The organism is Streptomyces spongiicola (assembly GCF_003122365.1).
GTDB classification, from domain to species: domain Bacteria; phylum Actinomycetota; class Actinomycetes; order Streptomycetales; family Streptomycetaceae; genus Streptomyces; species Streptomyces spongiicola.
Map to the genome: position 1 here is coordinate 3736732 of NZ_CP029254.1, position 21738 is coordinate 3758469.

Annotated in this window: 19 protein-coding genes; 12 read left to right on the forward strand and 7 right to left on the reverse strand. The window is 72.4% G+C overall.

All coding sequences use genetic code 11. The annotated features are described in order from the left end of the window. Positions 1-30 precede the first annotated feature (30 nt). Both DDQ41_RS16410 and DDQ41_RS16415 read right to left on the reverse strand, forming a co-directional pair. Positions 31-1077: a hypothetical protein gene (locus DDQ41_RS16410; protein WP_109295163.1), complete on the reverse strand. Its 1047-nt coding sequence runs from the start codon at positions 1075-1077 to the stop codon at positions 31-33. Between the two features lie 335 nt (positions 1078-1412). After that, positions 1413-3098, reverse strand: coding sequence for a protein kinase domain-containing protein (locus tag DDQ41_RS16415; protein ID WP_109295164.1), 1686 nt, complete (start codon positions 3096-3098; stop codon positions 1413-1415). A 307-nt stretch (positions 3099-3405) separates the two neighbouring features. Here DDQ41_RS16415 and DDQ41_RS16420 point away from each other — a divergent pair, with 307 nt between their 5' ends. After that, a complete protein-coding gene (locus DDQ41_RS16420; protein ID WP_167450262.1) occupies positions 3406-5037 on the forward strand; it encodes a protein kinase domain-containing protein in 1632 nt (543 codons plus the stop codon). A 136-nt stretch (positions 5038-5173) separates the two neighbouring features. Here DDQ41_RS16420 and DDQ41_RS16425 read toward each other — a convergent pair whose 3' ends face one another. Both DDQ41_RS16425 and DDQ41_RS16430 read right to left on the reverse strand, forming a co-directional pair. Then, positions 5174-6355, reverse strand: a complete 1182-nt coding sequence (locus tag DDQ41_RS16425) for a phosphotransferase (RefSeq protein ID WP_109295165.1) — start codon at positions 6353-6355, stop codon at positions 5174-5176. Positions 6356-7088: 733 nt separating this feature from the next. Next, positions 7089-7748, reverse strand: a complete 660-nt coding sequence (locus DDQ41_RS16430; RefSeq protein WP_109295166.1) for a response regulator — start codon at positions 7746-7748, stop codon at positions 7089-7091. Between the two features lie 321 nt (positions 7749-8069). On the opposite strand from DDQ41_RS16430, the gene pdhA reads away from it, so the two are divergent. The 3 genes from pdhA to DDQ41_RS16445 are packed head-to-tail and all read left to right on the forward strand — an operon-like array spanning position 8070 to position 11753. Next, positions 8070-9260 carry a pyruvate dehydrogenase (acetyl-transferring) E1 component subunit alpha gene (gene pdhA, locus DDQ41_RS16435; protein WP_109295167.1) on the forward strand — a complete coding sequence of 397 codons (1191 nt, stop codon included), beginning with the start codon at positions 8070-8072 and terminating at the stop codon, positions 9258-9260. A gap of 2 nt (positions 9261-9262) precedes the next feature. After that, positions 9263-10243 (forward strand): alpha-ketoacid dehydrogenase subunit beta, encoded by a 981-nt coding sequence (locus DDQ41_RS16440; RefSeq protein WP_109295168.1) that lies wholly within the window; start codon positions 9263-9265, stop codon positions 10241-10243. 10 nt (positions 10244-10253) lie between these two features. After that, the gene (locus DDQ41_RS16445) at positions 10254-11753 is read left to right on the forward strand and encodes a dihydrolipoamide acetyltransferase family protein (protein WP_109295169.1); all 1500 of its coding nucleotides are present in this window, start codon (positions 10254-10256) and stop codon (positions 11751-11753) included. Positions 11754-11957: 204 nt separating this feature from the next. Here the strand turns inward: DDQ41_RS16445 and DDQ41_RS16450 are convergent, their stop codons facing one another. Beyond that, complete coding sequence (locus DDQ41_RS16450) at positions 11958-12881, reverse strand: D-alanyl-D-alanine carboxypeptidase family protein (protein WP_109295170.1); 924 nt, start codon at positions 12879-12881, stop codon at positions 11958-11960. A gap of 466 nt (positions 12882-13347) precedes the next feature. On the opposite strand from DDQ41_RS16450, the gene DDQ41_RS16455 reads away from it, so the two are divergent. Then, positions 13348-14001, forward strand: a complete 654-nt coding sequence (locus tag DDQ41_RS16455; protein WP_174720292.1) for a GntR family transcriptional regulator — start codon at positions 13348-13350, stop codon at positions 13999-14001. Continuing rightward, a complete protein-coding gene (locus DDQ41_RS16460) occupies positions 13998-15299 on the forward strand; it encodes an MFS transporter (RefSeq protein WP_109295172.1) in 1302 nt (433 codons plus the stop codon). The genes DDQ41_RS16455 and DDQ41_RS16460 overlap by 4 nt, the downstream gene beginning before the upstream one ends. Positions 15300-15521: 222 nt before the next feature. On the opposite strand, the gene DDQ41_RS16465 is transcribed toward DDQ41_RS16460, so the two are convergent. Continuing rightward, a complete protein-coding gene (locus tag DDQ41_RS16465; protein WP_109295173.1) occupies positions 15522-16346 on the reverse strand; it encodes a maleylpyruvate isomerase family mycothiol-dependent enzyme in 825 nt (274 codons plus the stop codon). Between the two features lie 165 nt (positions 16347-16511). Between DDQ41_RS16465 and DDQ41_RS16470 the strand changes: the two genes are divergently transcribed. From DDQ41_RS16470 to DDQ41_RS16495, 6 genes are all read left to right on the forward strand, one after another. Further along, positions 16512-17315 carry a carbon-nitrogen family hydrolase gene (locus tag DDQ41_RS16470; protein WP_109295174.1) on the forward strand — a complete coding sequence of 268 codons (804 nt, stop codon included), beginning with the start codon at positions 16512-16514 and terminating at the stop codon, positions 17313-17315. A gap of 245 nt (positions 17316-17560) precedes the next feature. Continuing rightward, positions 17561-17965 (forward strand): DUF6879 family protein, encoded by a 405-nt coding sequence (locus DDQ41_RS16475; protein WP_174720293.1) that lies wholly within the window; start codon positions 17561-17563, stop codon positions 17963-17965. 13 nt (positions 17966-17978) lie between these two features. Continuing rightward, positions 17979-18827, forward strand: coding sequence for a helix-turn-helix domain-containing protein (locus tag DDQ41_RS16480; RefSeq protein ID WP_109295175.1), 849 nt, complete (start codon positions 17979-17981; stop codon positions 18825-18827). A 63-nt stretch (positions 18828-18890) separates the two neighbouring features. Then, positions 18891-19115, forward strand: a complete 225-nt coding sequence (locus tag DDQ41_RS16485; RefSeq protein WP_109297768.1) for a hypothetical protein — start codon at positions 18891-18893, stop codon at positions 19113-19115. Positions 19116-19126: 11 nt separating this feature from the next. Then, positions 19127-19342: a DUF7848 domain-containing protein gene (locus DDQ41_RS33235; RefSeq protein WP_438700388.1), complete on the forward strand. Its 216-nt coding sequence runs from the start codon at positions 19127-19129 to the stop codon at positions 19340-19342. A 66-nt stretch (positions 19343-19408) separates the two neighbouring features. After that, positions 19409-21241, forward strand: coding sequence for an NHL domain-containing thioredoxin family protein (locus DDQ41_RS16495; protein ID WP_109295177.1), 1833 nt, complete (start codon positions 19409-19411; stop codon positions 21239-21241). 104 nt (positions 21242-21345) lie between these two features. On the opposite strand, the gene DDQ41_RS16500 is transcribed toward DDQ41_RS16495, so the two are convergent. Next, positions 21346-21576: a hypothetical protein gene (locus DDQ41_RS16500; RefSeq protein ID WP_109295178.1), complete on the reverse strand. Its 231-nt coding sequence runs from the start codon at positions 21574-21576 to the stop codon at positions 21346-21348. Between the last annotated feature and the right edge of the window lie 162 nt (positions 21577-21738).

A 21738-nucleotide genomic window follows, 5' to 3' on the forward strand; every position in this document is an offset into this window, starting at 1 on the left:
CCGCGGTGCAGGGTCCCCGTGCGCCCGGGCTCAGCGCCGGCGCAGCCGCAGCCCTATGTAGCCGAGCCCCAGCCCCATGAGGGCACAACCGGCGCCCAGCGTGAGCGACGGGGCCTGGCGTTCGAGCGGCCGGGGCACGGGATACGGGTCCGACTCGCCCGCGGCTGCGGGTGAGGGCGCGTCGGCGGAGGCGGACCGCGGTGTGGCCGGGGCGTCGGGCAGGGGCCGGAACCCACCCTCCTCGCCGTCGCGCGGTGCCGCGCTCCCGTCGGGCTCGCGGTCGTGGTCGCGGACCTCGTCGCGCCTGCCGTCGTGCCCGCCGTCGCGGACCTCGTAGCGGCCGCCGTCGTGGACCTCGCGGCCGTCACCGGGCCGATCGGGTGATGCCGGTGAACCGACCGAGGGGTCTGCGGTCCGGCCGGGGCGCAGCCGGCCCTGACCGGCCTGGCGTCCGGCGAGCGAGGCGCTGAGCGATGGGGAGGGCGACGGGGAGGGCGACGGGGTGGGCCGTTCGGCGGACTGCCGCAGCGGGGGAGTGTGGGGCTCGCCGGGACGTCGGGCAGCCGCCGCAGGGCGGTCGCCTTGCCTTGCGGGGCCCGGTCCCGCCGCGGCGCCGCCGGTGGTCCGCGGCGCCGCCGGTGCGCCGTGCGCAGGGCTGCCGTGGCCGGGTGCCGGCGGACCCGGACCCGGACCCGCCGCGGCAGGGTCTGCGGCCTGCCCTCGGGAGCGCCCGTGCACCCCGCCGCCCGGGTGGCGGCCGGACCGGTCGCCCATGGCGGCTCCGTCACCGTAGCGCGCGCCCTCGCGGCGCCCGGGGCTGCCGGATCGGGTGCCTGCATCGCCCACGGCGCCGTACCGATGTGCTGCGGCCGGCCCGGCGCTGTCGTCCCGCCGTGGTCCGTCGGACCGGTCGTCTCCTCCGCCGGTGGCGCGCGGCCCCCGCTCCCCGCCGTCCTCCCCGCGCGACGCCCCGGCGCGGGCCGGGGAGCCCTCGGCGTAGGCGTACACGGTCACCGGCAGGGCGAGCACCAGTGCCGCGAGGGTCGTCGCGCAGTGTGTGCGGAGCTTCGGAGTCACGGGTGACCCCCTCCCGAGCCGGGTCGCCGAGGTCGTCGAGGTTGCCGGTGCCAGTGGACGGAACCCGGGCAGCGCACGCCGTCGAGACTGCCGGGCGAGGTTGCCGAGATCTCGAAGTCGCAGAGCTTGCAGACGTTGCAGAGCTTGCAGACGTTGCGGAGGTTGCGGAGGTTGCCGAGGTTGCGGACTCAGCGTCACATGGCGGAGGAGTTCCGGCATCCCGGGCGAAGCGGGGGCGATGATTGAGGAGCGGCGCGGCATGAGCGCAAGCAGAGCCGGGACTCACCGCCGGGGCTGAGGTCGCGGAGCGGCGCTGCGAAGCACCCGGGCGGTGCCTACGGCTCCGGGTACCCGCTCGCGACCATGATCTCGAATGTCTGGTCGCCCAGGAGCACGGCCGTGCCCTCCGCGGGGGACTGCTCGATGACCTGGTCCTCCGCGTACTGCGGATGGTCGACCCGGGTCTCCTTGATCTTCCAGCCGGCGGCCTGGAGGCACGACTTCACCGAGATCAGGTCCTTCTGCACGAAGCTGGGGGCCTGGACCTTCCCCGGATCTTCGGTGTCCTCCTCCGCGTCCGAGCACTCCTCCGCGTCCATCGTGCGGTCGCGCTCGGGCGGCCTGTGGCCCCAGGCCTCGGCCGCCTCCGTCACCGACGGGCCGGCGTCTCCGTCTCCGTCGTCGCCGCCGATCAGGTTGAGCGCTGCGTTCAGTCCGCCGATCGCGAGGAGCGCCACCAGGATCGAGCCGATGACCACCGGCATGATCCGCCCGCCCTGGCGGGACGGTGCGGGGGCTCCGGCCCGCCGGGCGGAGTGGTGGTACGCGGGCGGCACGGTGGCCGGGCTCCGGTAGGCCTGGGCCGGGGCCTGGTGCGGGTAGCCGTAGCCGGGACCGGGACCGTGGCCAGGACCAGGACCAGGACCGGGACCGGGTGCCGGGGCCGGTGGGCCGTACGGGCCCGGCTGGTACGGCTGCTGGACATGGCGGACATGGTGCGGACCGGGGGGCGGGCCCTGGGCCGACCGGTCGACCGGCGGGAACACCGCGGACCCGACCCCCGAGCCGCTGTTCGTCGTCGGCGTGCCGTGCACGATCACCGGTGGGTGCGCGCCGCCCGCGCTCGCGACCCGCAGGCACTCGTCCCGCATGGCGGCGGCGGTGGGGAAGCGCTCGTTGGGGTTCTTCCTCATCGCCCGGGCGACGAGGGCGTCCATCGCCGGTGTCACCGAGCGGTTGACGGAGGACGGGGCGGCCGGTTCCTCCTGCACATGGGCGTACACGATCGCCAGCGGTGATTCCGCGTCGAACGGCAGCCTGCCCGTCAGCAGCTGGAAGAGCATCACGCCGACCGAGTACAGGTCGGAGCGGGCGTCGACGCCGCGCCCCAGGGCCTGCTCGGGGGACAGGTACTGAGGGGTGCCGACGACCATGCCGGTCTGCGTCATCGACGCGACGCCCGACTGCATGGCACGGGCGATGCCGAAGTCCATCACCTTCACGACGCCGCGCTTCGTCATCATCACGTTGCCCGGTTTGATGTCCCGGTGGACCAGTCCCATCTCGTGGCTGGTCTCCAGCGCCGCCAGCACGTCCGCGGCCACCTTCAGAGCCTTCTCGGCGGGCATCGCGCCGAACTGCCGGACGTCCTCGTGGAGCACGGCACCCAGCGGCATGCCCTCCACGTACTCCATGACGATGTACGGCATCGGCATGCCGTCCCCCGCGGGGGAGCCGTCGAACGCCACCGCGTCCTCCCCCGTGTCGAAGACGGACACGATGTTCGGGTGGGACAGCTTGGCCACGGCCTGCGCCTCGCGCCGGAAACGCTCGCGGAAGGACTGCTCCCGGCCGAGTTCGGTGTGCAGGGTCTTCACGGCCACCTGGCGGTCCAGCGCGGTGTCGTACGCCAGGTGCACCGACGCCATCCCGCCCTCGCCGAGCAGATCGCGAAACCGGTACCGGCCGCCCCCGACCGAACCGCCCGCGTAGCGGCCGCCCCGTGCGCCGTCCTGGCTCATGACTGTGTTTCCCCCCAAGGCGCGAACACCGCCGAGCGGTGGCCGCGGTGATCCCGACTACGGGGCAAGTCTGCCCGAGGGCGGTGACACGTCAAGCCGGACGCCCTTTCCGTGACCGTACGCACAAGAAGCGACTCGCGAGCGTTACACGAACCGGACACGATTTGCTCCCGTGCGGGGGCAACGGGTTTGATGGCCGGTCCATCTCGGACCGGCGGGTCACCGGAAGCCTGTAGCGTGGCGTGTCGAACCACCGGCAGACGCCGCTCGCAGCGCGCGGCGCGGCAAGACACGACGGCGAGGACTGATGGCACCCGAATCCGAACCACCTGGCGGCGGAGTGTCGGATGCTGCGGACTCCTGGGGTGAGGGCAAGCTCGTCGGCGACGGCCGCTACCGAATGACCCACCGTCTGGGACGGGGCGGCATGGCCGAGGTGTTCGCGGCGGAGGACGTCCGGCTCGGCCGCACCGTCGCGGTGAAGCTGCTCCGGGCAGACCTGGCCGAGGACCCGGTGTCCAAGGCGCGTTTCACACGCGAGGCGCAGTCCGTCGCGGGCCTCAACCACCATGCCATCGTCGCCGTGTACGACTCCGGCGAGGACGTGGTGGACGGCCAGCCCGTGCCGTACATCGTGATGGAGCTGGTCGAGGGCAGCACCATCCGCGATCTGCTGATCAACGCCGAGGCGCCGCCGCCCGAGCAGGCGCTCATCATCGTCTCCGGTGTCCTGGAGGCCCTCGCCTATTCACACCAGCACGGCATCGTCCACCGCGACATCAAGCCGGCGAACGTCATCATCACCAAGAGCGGCGCGGTCAAGGTGATGGACTTCGGCATCGCCCGCGCCCTGCACGGCGCTTCGACGACGATGACCCAGACCGGCATGGTCATGGGCACCCCGCAGTACCTCTCGCCCGAGCAGGCGCTCGGCAAGGCCGTCGACCACCGCTCCGACCTGTACGCCACGGGCTGCCTGCTGTACGAACTGCTCGCGCTGCGACCGCCGTTCACCGGTGAGACACCGTTGTCCGTCGTCTACCAGCACGTCCAGGACATGCCGGTGCCGCCCTCCGAGGTCTCGGACGTGGCGCCGCCGGAGCTGGACGGCCTGGCGATGCGCGCGCTCGCCAAGGACCCCGACGACCGGTTCCAGAGCGCCGAGGAGATGCGGGCGCTGTTGCAGTACGGGCTGCAGATGCTCCAGCAGCAGGGCAGCCACACGGGTGCCTGGAACACGGGCCCGGTCGTGATGCACGAGGCGGGCCACACCCCGGCGCAGGGCATGGGCGCTACGGCGGTGATGGGGCACCCGCACCACGGGGAGACCTCGCAGGGCCCGCTCCTCCCGCCGCGCAATCCGGAGGACGGAGCCTACGGCGCCGGACCCGGCGGCGGGGGCGGACGGGGCAAGGTGTGGCTGTTCGTCGCGCTCGCCGTGATCGCGGTCGTGGCGGGTGTGGCCTTCGCGCTGGACCGGGCGGGCAGCCCCGGCACGACGCCCAGGGACGACCAGAAGGTCTCCGAATCCCCGACCACGTCCGGCCCTTCGACGACCCCCTCCTCGGAGGAGCCGGAGGAGGAAGAGGAGCCGGAGCAGAACACCAACGGCCACCAGGGCAACTGGCCGCCGAGCGAGCGTCCCTCCCAGCGGGACAGGTGGCCGTCCGCGCCGCAGACCCCGAGTGACGCCCCGAGCGGCACCCCCTCGACCACCGAGGGCGCCACCGAGGGGGCCACGGAGGGCAACACCAGCGAGGGGACGACGGAGGGCAACACCAGCGAGGGGACGACGGAGGGCAACACCAGCGAGGGCACGTCCACCGGTACTTCCACCGGCACGTCGACCGGCACCTCCGCCGGCACGGACGCCGGCACGACGACCGGCACGGACGCGGGTGCGGACGCCGGCACCACCGCCGGGGACACGGGCAGTTGACCCCCGGGCGGGGGGCGTTCCCGCCCGGCGCGGGCGGCCGACCACCGGGGCGCGGGCGCCCTGCCGGGAGCGGGCGGCCGGCTCCCGGGCAGTTGACCCCCGGGTAGGTCCCCCGCCCGGGGGCCGGCCCGCGCCGTCATCCGGCGAAGGCGTCGCACACCGCCTCGTACTCCCGAGTCCACCACACCGCCAGGGCCGACACCGCGGGGAATTGCGGGTCGGCCCTTCGGTCGTGCAACTGGTAGCGCCAACGCAGTATCCAGAAGTCGTTGAGCCGCTCCCACCACACCCGGTGCACGGCGGCGGCGAGTTCCGCCCGGTCCGCCCCGGCCGCACGCCGGTAGGCGCGCGCATAGGCCCGCACCTTCCCCAGTTCCAGCCGGCCGGACGGCCGTACGAAGAAGATGGCCGCGGCCCGTACGGCCTCCTCGGCCCGCGGCTGGACGCCCAGCCGGTCCCAGTCGACGATCGCGGCCGGCTCCGCGCCCGTGTGGTCGCCCCGGTAGAGGAGGTTGAGCGGGTGGAAGTCCCCGTGCACCCAGCCGCCGGCGGCGGCCGGCGGCGGCCGGCGGTGGGCATGGCCCTCCAGCAGCGCCCGGCGCTCCAGCAGCCGGTACTCGGCGAGCGCGTCGAAGCTGTCCCGCGGACGGTGGGCGCGAGCCAGCACCAGCAGCGTGTCGATCAGGGCGAAGGTCTCCCCGGGGTCCGCGCTCTCGTGCGGGCGCAGTGCCCCCGGGTACCCGTCGGTGCCCGTGACGGTGCCCGCCGCGCCCGCCGTGCCCGCGCCCATGACTTCGTATGTCTCGGGGCTCACGGCTGCGTTCACGGTTGCGTTCACGGCTGCGTTCATGGGCGCGGCCATGGACGCGCCCGCGTCTGCGTGCATGACCCGCTCCAGGCCGGTATGGACCAGACCGAGCAGCGCGCCCAGCCGGCGGGACTCGACCGTGGTGAGCTGGGCGCCCCGGCGATGCCTTCCGTCCACCCAGGGATGCAGGGCGTAGCAGTGGCCGCCGATCACGGCCACCGTGTCGCCGGACCGGTCGGCCACGGGTGGGGCGACGGGCACTCCGATGGACTGGAGGCGGCGTACGGCGCGGTGCTGGCGGGCGATGGTCGCGCGGTCGGCGGTCGGCTCGTCCACGTGCTGTTTGAGGAAGTAGGCACCGCGTGTGGTGGCGATCCGGTAGCCGCGGTTCAGCAGGCCCTGGGTGACGGGCTCGCAGGAGAGAGGTTCGCCGGCGTCCTCGTACCGGCGCAGTAGCGCGGTGAGAGGGGGTGGGGCAGGGGGTGGGGCAAGAGCAGATGAGCGCGGCACCCGTCAGATGTTAGATCACTCAGCGTGTCGCCGATGTCGCTGCCCGGGAGGGGCCGGGTGCGAACCAGGGCGAAGCGGGCTGCGATGCGTGTTCGGACCGGACCGGACCGAAGGGCGTGGGCGGCGCAGCGCGGGGTGGGGTCCGTCCCTGCCGAGGTGTCACGCGGCTCCACCCGGGTCCCGGCACGGCCCGTACGGCCGGCCACCCGCGCCGCCCACCCCGTACGGCTCGGGCCCAACCGGGTGGAGTCCGGGCGAGGGCGGCCGTGAGGGCCCCGGGGCGGACTCCGTCCAGGTGGCCTGGGGGCGCCGCCCGCGGACGTCCCGGTGCCTCGGTGGGGTCCGCTGGGGTCCGGTGGGGTCCGGTGGGGTCCGGTGGGGTCCGGTGGGGTCCGGTGGGGTCCGGTGGGGTCCGGTGGGGTCCGGTGGGGTCCGGTGGGGCTCCGGTGGGGTCCGCTGGGGTCCGGTGCGGCCCGGTGCCGCCCGGCCTCGCCCCGCCTGTCCCGGTTCTGGACGGTCTCGCCCTGTCTCGCCCTGTCTGTCCCAGTCCGGTGCGGCCGGATCCGGTGAGGTCCGGTGAGGTCCGTCCTGGTGGTTGATGTCCCGGGCTGCGCCGGTGCTGTTCGTCGAGGTGTGTCCTGTCCCGGTTCGGGGCGCCTCGGTGCGATTTGTTCCGCCACGGGTTGCCTCGGTGCGGTTTGCGTCGATGCGGCCTGCCCCGGTACGGCTCCGCTCAGTGCCGCTCGGCGTGGAGCCGCGCCACGTAGGCGGCGGCCTGGGAGCGCCGTTCCATGCCCAGCTTCGACAGCAGGCCGGAGACGTAGTTCTTGATGGTCTTCTCCGCCAGGTGCAGCCGCTCGCCGATGGCCCGGTTGGTGAGCCCCTCGCCGATCAGGTCCAGAATCCTGCGTTCCTGCTCGGTGAGGCTCGCCAGCCTGTCGTCGGTCCTCGGGGCGTTCCCGTCGCGCAGCCGCTGAAGGACGCGCGCGGTGGCGGCGGGGTCGAGCAGCGACCTGCCCGCAGCCACATCGCGCACCGCCGCGAGCAGCTCGGCGCCGCGGATCGTCTTCAGAACGTAGCCGGAGGCCCCGGCCGTGATCGCGTCGAACAGCGCCTCGTCGTCCGCGTGGGAGGTGAGCATCAGGCACGAGGTGTCCTCGTTCCGCGAACGGATCTCCCGGCAGACCGCGACCCCGCTTCCGTCGGGAAGACGTACTTCGAGGATCACCACATCGGGGCGCAGCGCAGGGATCCTGACCAGGGCTTCTGTCGCCGTGTCGGCCTCGCCGACGACCTCGATGCCGTCCTCGGCGGACAGCAGCTCGTACACGCCGCGACGGACGACCTCATGGCCGTCCACCAGGAATACGGTGATTTTTCCCTTTTCATGCACGGCCCAAGTCTCACATACTGACTCTTCCCATGCCGGGGTGACCGGGATAACGTGCCGGTGTTCCGGCAGTCGCAAGGCTGTGACCAGTGGTTGTTCCCGTGTTTCTCGATTTACTTGGAAATCCAAGCAAAATCGCAGGTCAAATGGGGTTTCGCAGGAATGCTCCCCACTGGGTAACGTGCCTTTGGCAGGCGCTCGCCGGGGCACCTGTCACGCCTGTCCCCGGCCGAGCCGCACCCACCCCGTGCACCGTAGGGAGACAGGCGAGCCGCACTGGACCCCGGCGGACCCCGGGGGCCGGACAGACGGAGGAGCACGCACGTGACCGTGGAGAACACTGCCGCGCGCAAACCGCGCCGCAGCAGTAAGCGCGTCAGCGCCGCGAAGAAGCCAACGAGTTCCGAGCCCCAGCTCGTACAGCTGCTGACGCCCGAGGGCGAGCGGGTGGCCAACCCGGACTACGACCGCCATGTCGCCGACCTCGGCCCCGAGGAGCTTCGCGGGCTCTACCGGGACATGGTTCTCACCCGTCGTTTCGACGCCGAGGCCACCGCCCTCCAGCGCCAGGGCGAGCTGGGCCTGTGGGCCTCGCTGCTCGGCCAGGAGGCCGCCCAGATCGGCTCCGGACGCGCACTGCGCGACGACGACTACGTCTTCCCGACCTACCGCGAGCACGGGGTCGCCTGGTGCCGCGGAGTCGACCCGACGAACCTGCTGGGAATGTTCCGCGGCGTGAACCACGGAGGGTGGGACCCCGGCAGCAACAACTTCCATCTGTATACGATCGTCATCGGCTCGCAGACGCTGCACGCCACCGGGTACGCGATGGGGGTCGCCAAGGACGGCGCGGACTCCGCGGTGATCGCGTACTTCGGCGACGGCGCCTCCAGTCAGGGCGACGTGGCGGAGTCGTTCACCTTCTCCGCGGTCTACAACGCCCCGGTCGTGTTCTTCTGCCAGAACAACCAGTGGGCGATCTCCGAGCCCACCGAGCGCCAGACCCGGGTACCGCTCTACCAGCGAGCCCAGGGCTACGGCTTCCCCGGTGTCCGCGTCGACGGCAACGACGTGCTCGCCTGCCTGGCCGTGACCCGGTCGGCGCTGGAGCGCGCCCGCCGCGGGGAGGGCCCCACGCTGGTCGAGGCGTTCACCTACCGCATGGGCGCCCACACCACCTCGGACGACCCGACCCGCTACCGCCACGACGACGAGCGGGCGGCCTGGGAGGCCAAGGACCCGATCCTGAGGCTGCGGAAGTACCTGGCCGACCAGGGCCACGCCGACGAGGCCTTCTTCACCGGGCTGGAGGCGGAGAGCGACACGCTCGCCAAGCGCGTCCGCGAGGCGGTGCGCGCCATGCCCGACCCGGACGACATGGCGATGTTCGAGCACGTCTACGCCGACGGGCACGCGCTCGTCGACGAGGAGCGCGCGCAGTTCGCCGCGTACCAGGCGTCGTTCAGCACGGAGCCGGACAGCGGCTCCGCCGCGGGTGCCGAGGAGGGCAAGTAGCCATGGCCGTAGAGAAGATGTCGCTCGCCAAGGCGCTCAACGAGTCGCTGCGCAAGGCTCTCGACACGGACCCCAAGGTCCTCGTGATGGGCGAGGACGTCGGCAAGCTCGGCGGGGTCTTCCGTATCACCGACGGGCTCCAGAAGGACTTCGGCGAGGAGCGGGTCATCGACACCCCGCTCGCCGAGTCCGGCATCGTCGGCACCGCGATCGGACTGGCGCTGCGCGGCTACCGCCCCGTCGTCGAGATCCAGTTCGACGGTTTCGTCTTCCCCGCGTACGACCAGATCGTCACCCAGCTCGCCAAGATGCACGCCCGCGCGCTCGGCAAGGTCAAGCTGCCGGTGGTCGTCCGCATCCCCTACGGCGGCGGGATCGGCGCGGTCGAGCACCACTCCGAGTCGCCCGAGGCGCTGTTCGCCCATGTGGCCGGCCTCAAGGTCGTCTCGCCGTCCAACGCCGCCGACGGCTACTGGATGCTGCAGCAGGCCATCCAGAGCGACGACCCGGTGATCTTCTTCGAGCCCAAGCGGCGCTACTGGGACAAGGCCGAGGTCGACACCGAGTCCATCCCGGACCCGCTGCACACCGCCCGGGTCGCCCGCCCCGGCACGGACATCACCCTCGCCGCCTACGGCCCGATGGTGAAGGTCTGCCTGGAGGCCGCGGCCGCCGCCGAGGAGGAGGGCAAGTCGGTCGAGGTCCTGGACCTGCGCTCGATGTCCCCGATCGACTTCGACGCCGTGCAGCGGTCGGTGGAGAGGACCGGCCGGCTGGTCGTCGTCCACGAGGCCCCGGTGTTCTACGGCTCGGGCGCGGAGATCGCCGCCCGTATCACCGAGCGGTGCTTCTACCACCTGGAGGCGCCGGTCCTGCGGGTCGGCGGATTCCACGCCCCCTACCCGCCGGCCCGGCTGGAGGAGGAGTACCTTCCGGGACTGGACCGGGTGCTCGACGCCGTCGACCGCTCGCTGGCGTACTGAGGAGAGGGTCGTGACGACGATGACTGACGCTTCCACGCGCTTCCGCGAGTTCAGGATGCCCGACGTGGGCGAGGGGCTCACCGAGGCCGAGATCCTCAAGTGGTACGTCCGGCCCGGCGACACCGTCACCGACGGCCAGGTCGTGTGCGAGGTCGAGACCGCCAAGGCCGCGGTGGAACTGCCCATCCCCTACGACGGAGTGGTGCACGAGCTCCGTTTCGACGAGGGCACCACCGTGGACGTCGGCACCGCGATCATCACCGTGGACGTGGCGCCGGGCTCCGGCCCGGCCGAGCGGTCGGCACCGCCGGCGGCCACCGGGTCCGCGGTCGCGGCCGCCGAACCGGAGACCGGGGCGGAGACCGGAGTGGGGACCGGGTTGGGTACCGGGGCGGAGGAGAAGCCCGCCGGCCGCCAGCCCGTCCTGGTCGGCTACGGCGTCGCCGAGTCCTCCACCAAGCGCCGCCCGCGCAAGGGCACTGCGGCATCCGGGCAGGCCCGGTCGGCCGCGCGGACCGAGGCCGCGGCGGCCGTGCAGGCCGAGCTGAACGGCCACGGGACCGCGGCGTCCGCCGCGTCCCGCCCGCTGGCCAAGCCCCCGGTCCGCAAGCTGGCCAGGGACCTCGGGGTGGACCTCGCCACGGTCGTGCCCAGCGGCCCCGACGGGATCATCACCCGCGACGACGTCCGGGCGGCCGCGGCGCCGGCCCAGGCGCCCGCGCCCGTCGCGGCAGCCGGGCAGGGGGCGGCGCCCGAGCAGGTGGCGGCGGAGGCCGCGGCGGCGCCCTCCGGGCCGGCGGTGGCCGGTGCCCGCGAGACCCGCGTCCCGGTGAAGGGCGTCCGCAAGGCCACCGCCCAGGCGATGGTCGGCTCGGCCTTCACCGCGCCGCACGTCACCGAGTTCGTCACGGTCGACGTCACGCGCACGATGAAGCTGGTCGAGGAGCTGAAGGCCGACAAGGACATGGCCGGGCTGCGGGTGAACCCCCTGCTGCTCGTCGCCAGGGCGCTGCTGGTCGCGATCAGGCGCAACCCGGAGGTCAACGCCGCCTGGGACGAGGCCAACCAGGAGATCGTGCTCAAGCACTACGTCAACCTGGGCATCGCCGCCGCCACCCCGCGCGGTCTGATCGTGCCGAACATCAAGGACGCGCACGACAAGACCCTGCCGCAGCTCGCCGAGGCCCTCGGCGAGCTGGTGTCCACCGCCCGTGAGGGGAGGACGACCCCGGCCGCGATGCAGGGCGGCACGGTGACGATCACCAATGTGGGCGTCTTCGGGGTCGACACCGGCACGCCGATCCTCAACCCCGGCGAGTCGGCGATCCTCGCGGTCGGCGCGATCAAGCTCCAGCCGTGGGTCCACAAGGGCAAGGTCAAGCCCCGCCAGGTCACCACGCTGGCGCTCTCCTTCGACCACCGGCTGGTCGACGGGGAACTGGGCTCGAAGGTCCTGGCGGACGTCGCCGCCGTGCTGGAGCAGCCGAGGAGGCTCATCACCTGGGCCTGACGCTCCGGTTCGGCACGCAACGCCGTACGGCCGTACCACCGCACCGGCGTACCACCGTATCGCCGCACAAACACGCGGCCGGGCACGGGCGGGCGGACGGGCGGACGGGCGCGCTAGTCGGTACGAAAGAAGGTCCCGGGACGCCGCCGCGTCCCGGGACCTCCTGCGCCGATCGGTGGGTGCGCCGATCCGCGACGGGTTCGATCAGTCCCGCTGGGTGCCGGCCGGGAGCGAACGCAGCTCCATCGTGCGGGCGCTGCTGGAGGCGAAGCCGAAGTCGAGCAGCTTCGCCGCGTCCTTGAACCGGTTGTCGCCGGTGGACGAGGCCAGCACCACACCGGTGTAGGTCTTGCCGTTGCGGGTCGCGGCGAAGACGAGGCAGGGCCCCGCCGCCGTACCGGTACCGGTCTTCACGCCGATCGCGCCGCTGTAGGAGCCGAGCAGCTTGTTGGTGTTGTACCACGTGTAGGTGCGGGTGCCGCCCGTGCTCGTCGTGGCCGCGGCCTTGTAGGACGTCGGCTTGACGACCTCGCGGAAGACGGAGCTGCTCATCGCGTGCCGGGCCAGCTTCGCCAGGTCCGACGGGGTCGTGTAGTTGTTCCCGGTGCGCGAGATGCCGTCGAACGAGTCGAACTTGGTGTTGACCAGGCCCAGTTGCTTGGCCTTCGCGTTCATCTTGCCGATGAAGGAGCTGGTGCGGGCGGCGGTCGTCGTGCCCGTGCCGTACGTGTCGGCCAGGGCGTACGCGGCGTCGCAGCCGGACGGCAGCATCAGCCCGGAGAGCAACTGGCGGACAGTCAGTTTGTCGCCGGTGCGCAGGTCCGCGGTGCTGGCGCCCTCGCGGGCGACGTAGTTCCGGTACTCCGCCTTGACCGTGACCTTCTTGTTGAGGTCCACTCCCTTGATGGTGAGGACCGTTATGGCCGTCACGAGCTTGGTCGTGCTGGCCATCTGACGGCGGGTGCCGGTGGCCTTGCCGTAGACGGCCTTGCCGTCCGCCTGGTCCAGGAGGAAGCCGCCCTTGGCCGTGATGGACGGGGTCGGCGTCGCCGCTTGGGCGGGGGCGGCCAGGGGCGAGACCGTCAGCAGCACGCCACCCGCGAGAGCGACGGTGGCGGCGCGGCGCACGCCCTTGTGGCTGGTTTTCAAAGGAAACACTCCGATGGTCGCGTATGCGAGGAATGCGTGGGGCTCTCAGAGTCGATCGGGCCCTCGGGAAACAAGGATCCCGATACAAGACGCCCGAGGGGCGTGAATGGATGTACCGGTGTGGCGCGCTTCTCGGCGCACCCTCGGTGCGGGTCCGGCTCTTCCCGCCCCCATCCCGGTCCGCCTTCCGGCTCCTTCCCGGTCCGCGTCCGGCCTTTCCGGGCCGCGGTTGACCCGACCCGGTCCGGCCTGTACCGCACGACCCGGCCTGCACCGTACGACCCGACCCGGTCCGGCCTGCACCGCCTCCGGAGTCCCGGCTCAAGCCACCCCGCCACCCGGCCACCCGGCCACGCCGCCACCCGGCCACCCGGCCACGCCTCCGCGCCGTCCTGCATGCTGGACGACGCCGCCGTTGCACACCTGTTGTATCTATGCTGTGCGCATGCCCGCCGCCCCCGTGCGACAGCCCCCTGCCGCCGAACGCGTCTACGCCCATGTCAAGCAGGCCGTCCTCGACCGCCGATACGAGGGCGGCACCCTGCTCACCGAGGGCGAACTCGCCGACGCCGTAGGGGTGTCCCGCACCCCGGTCCGCGAGGCGCTCCTCAAGCTGGAGATGGAGGGACTCCTCAGGCTCTACCCGAAGAAGGGCGCGCTCGTCCTCGCCGTCTCCGCGCAGGAGATCGCGGATGTCGTCGAAACCAGGTTGCTGGTCGAGGAGTTCGCCGTCCGCCGGGCCGTCCCCGCCCCGCCCCGGCTGATCCGGCGCCTGGCGGAACTGCTCGACGAGCACAGGAAGTGTGCCGAGTCCGGCGACCTCGCCGAGGTCGCCGCCACAGACCGCCGCTTCCACGCGGAGATCGTCCGCCACGCCGGCAACGAGATCCTGTCCCGCCTCTACGACCAGCTGCGCGACCGCCAGTTGAGGATGGGGGTCGCCGTCATGCACTCCCACCCCGACCGCGTCGCCAAGAACATCGCCGAGCACGCCGAGCTGCTGGACGCCATCAGGGCCGGTGACGCCGAGCGGGCCGCGGCCTGTGTACGCCGGCACCTGGGCCGGGTCAGGGTGCTGGTCCGGGGGGAGCAGGGATGAGCCGGGACTGCGCCGCACTGCCCGGTGACCCCCCGGGTGGACGCCGGGCCGCCCTCGTCTGGGGCATCGGCGTCGCCGTCTACTTCGTCGCCGTCATCTTCCGTACCTCGCTGGGAGTCGCCGGGCTCGACGCGGCCGACCGCTTCGACGTCAACGCCTCCGCCCTCTCCGCCTTCTCCATACTCCAGCTGCTGGTCTACGCGGGCATGCAGATACCCGTCGGTCTCATGGTCGACCGGCTCGGCACCAGGAAGGTGCTGACCCTCGGCGTCGTCCTGTTCACGGCGGGGCAGCTCGCCTTCGCCTTCTCCCCCTCCTACGGGACCGCCCTCGCCGCGCGGGCGCTCCTCGGCTGCGGCGACGCGATGACCTTCATCAGCGTGCTGCGGCTCGGCTCCCGCTGGTTCCCGGCCCGCCGCGGACCGTTCGTCGCCCAGGTCGCGGCGCTGTTCGGGATGGCGGGCAACCTGGTCTCCACCCTGGTGGTCTCCCGGATGCTGGAAGGCCTCGGCTGGACCGCCACGTTCGCGGGCAGCGCCGCGGCCGGAGCGATCGTCCTCGTCCTGCTCGTCCTCTTCCTCAGGGACCATCCCGAGGGTGCGGAGCCGCCGTCCGCCGTCCGCACCGGCGCGGCCTTCGTCCGCCGGCAGCTCGCCCTCTCCTGGCGGGAGCCCGGGACCCGGCTCGGGATGTGGGTGCACTTCACCACCCAGTTCCCCGCGATGGTGTTCCTGCTGCTGTGGGGGCTTCCGTTCCTCGTCGAGGCCCAGCGGCTCTCCCGGGAGACCGCCGGCTGGCTGCTCACCCTCGTGGTCGTCTCCAACATGGTGGTGGGACTGGTCTACGGCCAGGTCATCGCCCGGCACCATGCCGCGCGGGCACCACTCGCCCTCGGCACGGCCGCGGCGACGGCGGCGGTGTGGGCGGCCACCCTCGCCCACCCGGGCGGCCGCGCTCCCCTGTGGCTGCTGATCACCCTGTGCGCGGTCCTCGGGGCGTGCGGCCCCGCCTCGATGATCGGTTTCGACTTCGCCCGGCCGGCCAACCCGCCGGAACGCCAGGGGACCGCGTCCGGCATCGTCAACATGGGCGGTTTCGTGGCCTCCATGACCACACTGCTGGCGGTGGGCGTACTGCTGGACGCGACCGGCGACGACTACGGCGTCGCGTTCTCGTCCGTCCTCGCCCTTCAGGCGCTTGGCGTGACCCAGATCCTGCGGCTGCGGGCGCGCACGGTCCGGCTGGAGCGGGAGCGGCTGGTGGCGAGCCGGGTCGAGGCGGTGCACGTCCCGGTGTGAGGCGTGCGGCCGCGGGCCCTCGGGTGTGCGGGCGTGCGGCGCCGGCCCTCGGGCGTCCGGGTGGGGACCGTCGGGCACCTCCCGGCGTCAGGCAGTCCGTGTACGCCCGGGCGCGAGGGTACGAGGGTACGAGGGCGCGGCGGCCGGGGGGCGGACCCGACGCGCCCGCGCCCGCCACGGCGCCCGCGGTGGAACCGGCCGCGGTGCCCCCGGATCCACCCGCTAGGGCGTCACCGCGAACGACTCCAGGATCGCGGCCGCGAGCCCGGCGTCCCCTTCGATCTTGATCCGGTCGGCGACGGCGGCGGGCCGGACCCGGCCGGCCGCCAGCCGCACATAGGTCTCCCAGTCCAGGGCCAGGGTCACGGCCGGGCCCAGTGAGGGCGAGCCGTCGACGGTGCCGCGTCCGTCCGCGCCGACCCGCACCGTCCGCAGGAACTCCACCGGCCCGTGCACATCGAGGACCACCGCCGTGTGGGGCGGCGCCCCGGCGCCCTTCGCGACGACCTTCGGCAGCGCCGAGATGAACTGGTCGCGGGCGACCAGCGCCCCGGGGGAGTCGAGGTTGCCGGGCGCGTTCAGCGCCACGCGCAGGTCCTGTTCGTGCACCCAGACGTCGAACGCCCGGATGCGGTAGGCCTGTTCCAGGGTCTGATGCGCACCCAGCGGGGCGCGCACCATCGTCTCCGGAGAGCGGTTCTCGTTCCGCAGCTGACGGTTCCGCCGGATGATCGTGTACTCGAACTCGGAGGTCATCTCCGGCGCCGTGTGGTGGCGGCGCACATCGACCTGCATCTCCATGTAGCGGGCGAACTCGCTTCGCACATGGTAGAGATCGCGCGGCAGGCTGTGGATGGGGCGGGGGTCGCCGAGCATCTCGCACTCCATGCCGATGATGTGCGACACGATGTCGCGAACCGACCATGCGGGGCACGGTGTCGCGCGGTTCCACTGGCCCTCCGCGAGCGGCTTCACCAGCTCGAATATGGCTTCGATGGAGTGGGTCCAGGCGTCGGCGTAGGTCTGGAGACTGGGATGGACGGTCACGGAACCCCTCGGCGGTCGTGCGCGGTCTGGGTGCGGGCGGCTGCCGGGGGTCCTGGGGGTGACCCCCGGGAGAGAACAGTACGCTGCCCTTGGGCACCCCGGCAGTGCTTTCGTGTGACGATCGTAGGCCCGTGTTGACGGCTCGAATGCCAGGACGGTGGTAGTGTGCGCGCCTCACTCATCCAGATCGCAGTAGATCGTGACGAACCGGTGGACTCCCGCCGTCGCCGCGCGGCCGCACTGGTGCGGGAGCAGCGCGGTTCCGCCCTCGTCGTCCTTCCCGAACTCTGGACCGTGGGAGCCTTCGCCTACGACTCCTTCGAGGCGGAAGCCGAGACGCTGGACGGCCCCACGCGCCGGGCCATGGCGGAGGCGGCGGCCGACGCGGGTGTCTGGCTGCACGCCGGCTCCGTCGTCGAGCGGGCCGCCGACGGCCGCCTTTTCAACACCTCGCTGGTCTTCTCCCCCGAGGGCCGCCTCGCCGGTGTCTACCGGAAGATCCACCGGTTCGGCTTCGACAAGGGCGAGGCCGTGATGATGGCCGCGGGCGAGGAACTGGTGACCGTGCGGCTGCCCGACGCCACCCTCGGTCTCGGCACCTGCTACGACCTGCGCTTCCCGGAGCTCTTCCGCGGTCTGGTCGACGCCGGCGCCGACCTCCTCGTCGTCCCCGCCGGCTGGCCGGAGCGTCGGCGTGCCCACTGGACCCTCCTGGCGCGCGCCCGGGCGGTCGAGAACCAGGCGTACGTTCTCGCCTGCAGCACCGCCGGTACCCACGCGGGCGTCGAGCAGGCGGGGCACAGCACCGTCGTCGACCCCTGGGGCGAGGTCCTTGCGGAGGCGGGCGCCGGTGAGGAGATCCTCGCGGTCGACCTCGACCCGAAGAGGCCGGCGGAGTCCCGTGAGCAGTTCCCGGCCCTCAAGGACCGCCGCCTGGGCCTGGCACCCCCGGTGGTACGGGGGAGCTGACGCCCCGGGACCGGCCCCGCCCGGCCCCGGTCGGCCGGGACCCCGCCCCGCCCGGCCGGGACCCGGCCACTCCCGCCCGCCGCGGGTCCGTGGCGGTCAGCCGTGGGTCCCGGCGGTCGTGGGTGGTCCCCGTCGGCGGTCGTGTGGTCCCCGTGTGTCCACTGCGTCCCGGGAGGAGCGGCCCCCCGCCGTGCGGTGCCGGACCGCCCGCGGTTCCCCGCTCCGCGAGTGGCACCCTTGACCGCATGAACGCCGCCGCTTCCCCCGCGCCCCGCCGCCGTGCCCGTGTCCGTGCCCCTGAGCTGATCGGCAAGGGTGGCTGGCTCAACACGGGTGGCAGGAGTCTGACGCTCGCGGACCTACGAGGTAAGTGCGTTGTCGTAGATTTCTGCACGTTCACAAACATCGCGACGGGTGAGCTGGTCCGGTGGCTGCCCCGGCGGCAGACCACGGACTTGGCCTTGCCGGGTACCGATTTCTGGCTGTTCGACAGTGCGCAGGCGCTCTTCCACCACTTCACCGGGAACGGGCAGCTCGACCAGGACGGGCGGGAGTACGCGGACGACCCCGAGCGGGTGAAGCTGTGCGCCGGCGCCTTCGAGGCAGCTTGGCAACGGGCCGTTCCACACGAGGAGTACCGACCGCGCTGAGCTGTCACCCACCATGGCCGTCTCACCCTCATCAAGCGCACAGCAGGCCCGGCAGGCTCTGGCGAATCGACTCGCTGAGCTGTGCCGGGATGCCGGCCTCACCGGACGGGACATCGCCCGTTTGTGCTCCTGGCATCCGTCCAAGTCGTCACGGATCATGAACGCCCGTACGCCTCCGTCCGCTGATGACATCCGGGCGTGGTGCCGGGCGTGTGGCTCGGAAGATCAGACGGAAGATCTGTTGGCCTCGCTGCGTACCGCCGAAGGCATGTGGGTCGGGTGGCGGCGAATGGAGCGCGCCGGGCTCAAGCAGGCCCAAGAAGCCCGTCTCCCGCTCTTCGAGCGAACCCGCCGGTTCCGCGCGTACTCCTCGTGGTTCGTTCCGGGCCTGATCCAGACCTACGGCTACACGGAAGCCGTCTTGCGCGCGGTCCAGCGCAGACGGGTCGAAGTGGACGACGTCGCCGATGCGGTCGCCGTCCGCATGGAGCGTCAGCGCGTGCTCTACAAGGGTGATCGGCGGTTCGCGTTCCTGGTTGAGGAATCGGTCTTGCGGAACGGGCTCGGAGGGGCGGAGGTACAGGAGGAACAGCTCCGCCACCTCCTCACGGTCGGCTCTTTGCCCAGTGTCAGCCTGGGCGTGGTCCCCACACGTACCGAGCGCTCGCGGATGCCGGTGGAAGGTTTCTGGATCTTCGACACCGCGCAGGTCAACGTCGAGTTGGTCTCGGGCTACCTCACGCTGACCCAGCCTGGTGAGGTTGCCGCTTACGCGGACACGTTCAGGGAACTTGCTGACATGGCGGTCTACGGAGCGAAGGCCCGAGCGCTGATCACGAGCGTCATCCAGACCCTGCGGTGATAGCCGTGCAACCTCATGCAATCTCATGGGAAGTGCGACCTCGGCGTTCCTAGCGTGGTCACCATGCGGACGACACGAGATCGGGCCGTGAAGCCGATCACCTATGCGCAGCCCCCGGTGGAGCTGCCGCTGCGAACGGATTCGGAGCCCGTACCGGCAGCCGGCTGCGGAGTCTGCGCCGCCCTGGCCGCGCAGCGCCGAGAGGCCCGCCTCGAAGGCGACGGCTCCGTGGTCAGTGACTGCAACGTGGAGCTCAGGAACCACCCGCACCCCGGGGAGTCGACGTGAGCGTGAAAGCCGTGCTGCGGTACGTGAGCTACGTCATGCGCCGCCACCCATCGGCCGAGACGACGGCAACCGCGCGGTGCCTGAACCCGGATTGCCGGTGGACCTCAGAACCGACCGGGAACGCGGACGTGTGCACCGACATGTGCATACAGCACACTGGCCGGACCGGGCATATGACCTACCTCCGAGAATTCTCGGAGGTCGCCGTGGTGGAGCGGATCCCATAGCTGCGCAGGGCAACCGCGTCGTACGGCTGTGATCCGGTGTTCATGGGCCAATGGCAAGCTTGAAACATGAACGATGCTGCCCCGGCGCCCACCCCCGCGCCCGCACCCCGCCGTGCCCGTGTCCGTGCCCCCGAGCTGATCGGCAAAGGCGGATGGATCAACACAGGCGGGAAGGACCTGAAGCTCGCCGACTTCCGAGGTCGCACATTGATCCTCGATTTTTGGACCTTCTGCTGCGTCAACTGCCTGCACGTCCTGGACGAGCTGCGCGAACTCGAGGAGAAGCACCGCGACACCACGGTGGTCGTCGGCGTCCACTCGCCGAAGTTCGTGCACGAGGCCGAGCACCGGGCCGTCGTGGACGCCGTCGAGCGGTACGGGGTGCACCACCCCGTCCTCGACGACCCCGAACTCGCGACGTGGAAGCAGTACGCGGTACGGGCCTGGCCGACGCTCGTGGTGATCGATCCCGAGGGGTATGTCGTCGCCCAGCACGCGGGCGAGGGTCATGCACACGCCATCGAGCGGCTGGTGGAGCAGCTGGAGGCCGAGCACTCGGCGAAGGGCACCCTGCGGCGCGGCGACGGCCCGTATGTCCCGCCGGAGCCGGTCGCGACGGATCTCCGCTTCCCGGGGAAGGCCCTGCGGCTGCCCTCCGGGCGCTTGCTGGTGTCCGACTCGACGCGGCACCAGCTGGTCGAGCTGGAGGCGGACGGCGAGACCGTGGTGCGGCGGATCGGCGACGGCGACTTCCGGGAGCCGCAGGGCCTCGCGCTGCTGCCGTCGGGGAAGGTGATCGTCGCCGACACGGTCAACCACGCGCTGCGGACGGTCGATCCCGCGACCGGCGCGATCGAGCGGGTCGCGGGGACGGGGCGGCAGTGGCGGCAGGGGGCGCCGACGTCGGGTCCGGCCCTCGAGACGGATCTGTCCTCGCCCTGGGACGTGGCCTGGTGGCAGGGCAGGGTGTGGATCGCGATGGCCGGGGTCCACCAGCTGTGGACGTACGACCCGGAGGCCGGCACGGTCGAGGCGGCCGCCGGCACGACCAACGAGGGACTGGTGGACGGACCGGCCTCCGAGGCGTGGTTCGCGCAGCCGTCCGGGCTGGCCGCGGCCGGGGACCGGCTGTGGATCGCCGACTCGGAGACGTCCGCGCTGCGATGGATCGACACCGGTGGCGCGGTGCACACCGCCGTCGGCACCGGCCTCTTCGACTTCGGGCACCGGGACGGCGACGCCGCACAGGCCCTGCTCCAGCACCCGCTGGGCGTCACCGCGCTGCCCGACGGCTCGGTTGCCGTGTCCGACACGTACAACCACGCGCTCCGCCGCTACGACCCGGCGACCGGCGAGGTGACGACCCTCGCCACCGATCTGCGCGAACCGTCCGGCGCGGTGCTGGACGGCGGGGAGATCGTCGTCGTGGAGTCGGCGCGGCACCGGCTGACGCGGCTGCGGCTCCCGGAGGAGGCCGTCCGGGTCGAGGGGGTGGCGCACCGTACGCAGCGTGCGGCCACCGAGGTGGCGCCGGGGACGCTGCGGCTCGACGTGGTCTTCCGGGCGCCCGAGGGGCAGAAGCTCGACAACCGCTACGGACCCTCGACCAGGCTGCTGGTGTCGTCGACCCCGCCGGAGCTGCTGGCCGGGGGCGGGGGTGCGGGCACCGACCTGTTCCGGGACCTGGAGTTGGACCCGGCGGTGGCCGAGGGCGTGCTGCACGTGTCGGCGATGGCCGCGTCCTGCGACGATCCTGCTGGGGGCACCTCCCAGTCGGAGACCGGGGGAGAGTACCCGGCGTGCCATGTGCACCAGCAGGACTGGGGCGTTCCGCTCAGGGTGACCGGTGGGGGAGCGTCCCGGCTGCCGCTGGTGCTGGCGGGCATGGACGACGCCTGACAGTGCCGGCCGGCCCGCTCGCGCCGCGCGACGGCGCCGGCGGGGCGGCGCGTCATGGCCCGGCCGGTGGCAGGCCCCTTCTGCCGGTCCGGCCGGAGGCCGCGTCAGCGCTCATGGCCGCCGTGCCGGGGCTCCTCGATCACGGTCGGGGCGACCGGGGAGACGAGTGCCCGGCGGCGGCGCGCGATGGCGGTGAAGGCGGCGACCCCGATGATGCCGACCGCCATCATGATCAGTCCGACCAGGTCGAGGTTGACGCTCTCGGACTTCCAGTCGGTCGCGAAGGTCAGAATCGCCCCCGCGCCGATCAGCAGGATGCAGCCTCCCAGGCCCATGGTCTCCGCCTCCCGTGTCGATGTGGGTCAACCGGCTACCCCGGCCCGCAACTCCCAAGCGGGAAAGCTTCCGTGGCGGTGCGCGGTCCTCGGCGGAGGGACCCCGGCCGGCTCTCGGCGGCTGCCGGCGGCTGCCGGGGCCTGCCGGCCGGCTCTCGGGAG

Coding starts and splice junctions, on each gene's coding strand:
- DDQ41_RS16475 (WP_174720293.1), top strand. CDS start 17,561: ATGAACGCCGCCGCTTCCCCCGCGCCCCGCCGCCGTGCCCGTGTCCGT.
- DDQ41_RS16455 (WP_174720292.1), top strand. CDS start 13,348: ATGCCCGCCGCCCCCGTGCGACAGCCCCCTGCCGCCGAACGCGTCTAC.
- DDQ41_RS16440 (WP_109295168.1), top strand. CDS start 9,263: ATGGCCGTAGAGAAGATGTCGCTCGCCAAGGCGCTCAACGAGTCGCTG.
- DDQ41_RS16420 (WP_167450262.1), top strand. CDS start 3,406: ATGGCACCCGAATCCGAACCACCTGGCGGCGGAGTGTCGGATGCTGCG.
- DDQ41_RS16485 (WP_109297768.1), top strand. CDS start 18,891: ATGCGGACGACACGAGATCGGGCCGTGAAGCCGATCACCTATGCGCAG.
- DDQ41_RS16480 (WP_109295175.1), top strand. CDS start 17,979: ATGGCCGTCTCACCCTCATCAAGCGCACAGCAGGCCCGGCAGGCTCTG.
- DDQ41_RS16460 (WP_109295172.1), top strand. CDS start 13,998: ATGAGCCGGGACTGCGCCGCACTGCCCGGTGACCCCCCGGGTGGACGC.
- DDQ41_RS16500 (WP_109295178.1), bottom strand. CDS start 21,576: ATGGGCCTGGGAGGCTGCATCCTGCTGATCGGCGCGGGGGCGATTCTG.
- DDQ41_RS16415 (WP_109295164.1), bottom strand. CDS start 3,098: ATGAGCCAGGACGGCGCACGGGGCGGCCGCTACGCGGGCGGTTCGGTC.
- DDQ41_RS16495 (WP_109295177.1), top strand. CDS start 19,409: ATGAACGATGCTGCCCCGGCGCCCACCCCCGCGCCCGCACCCCGCCGT.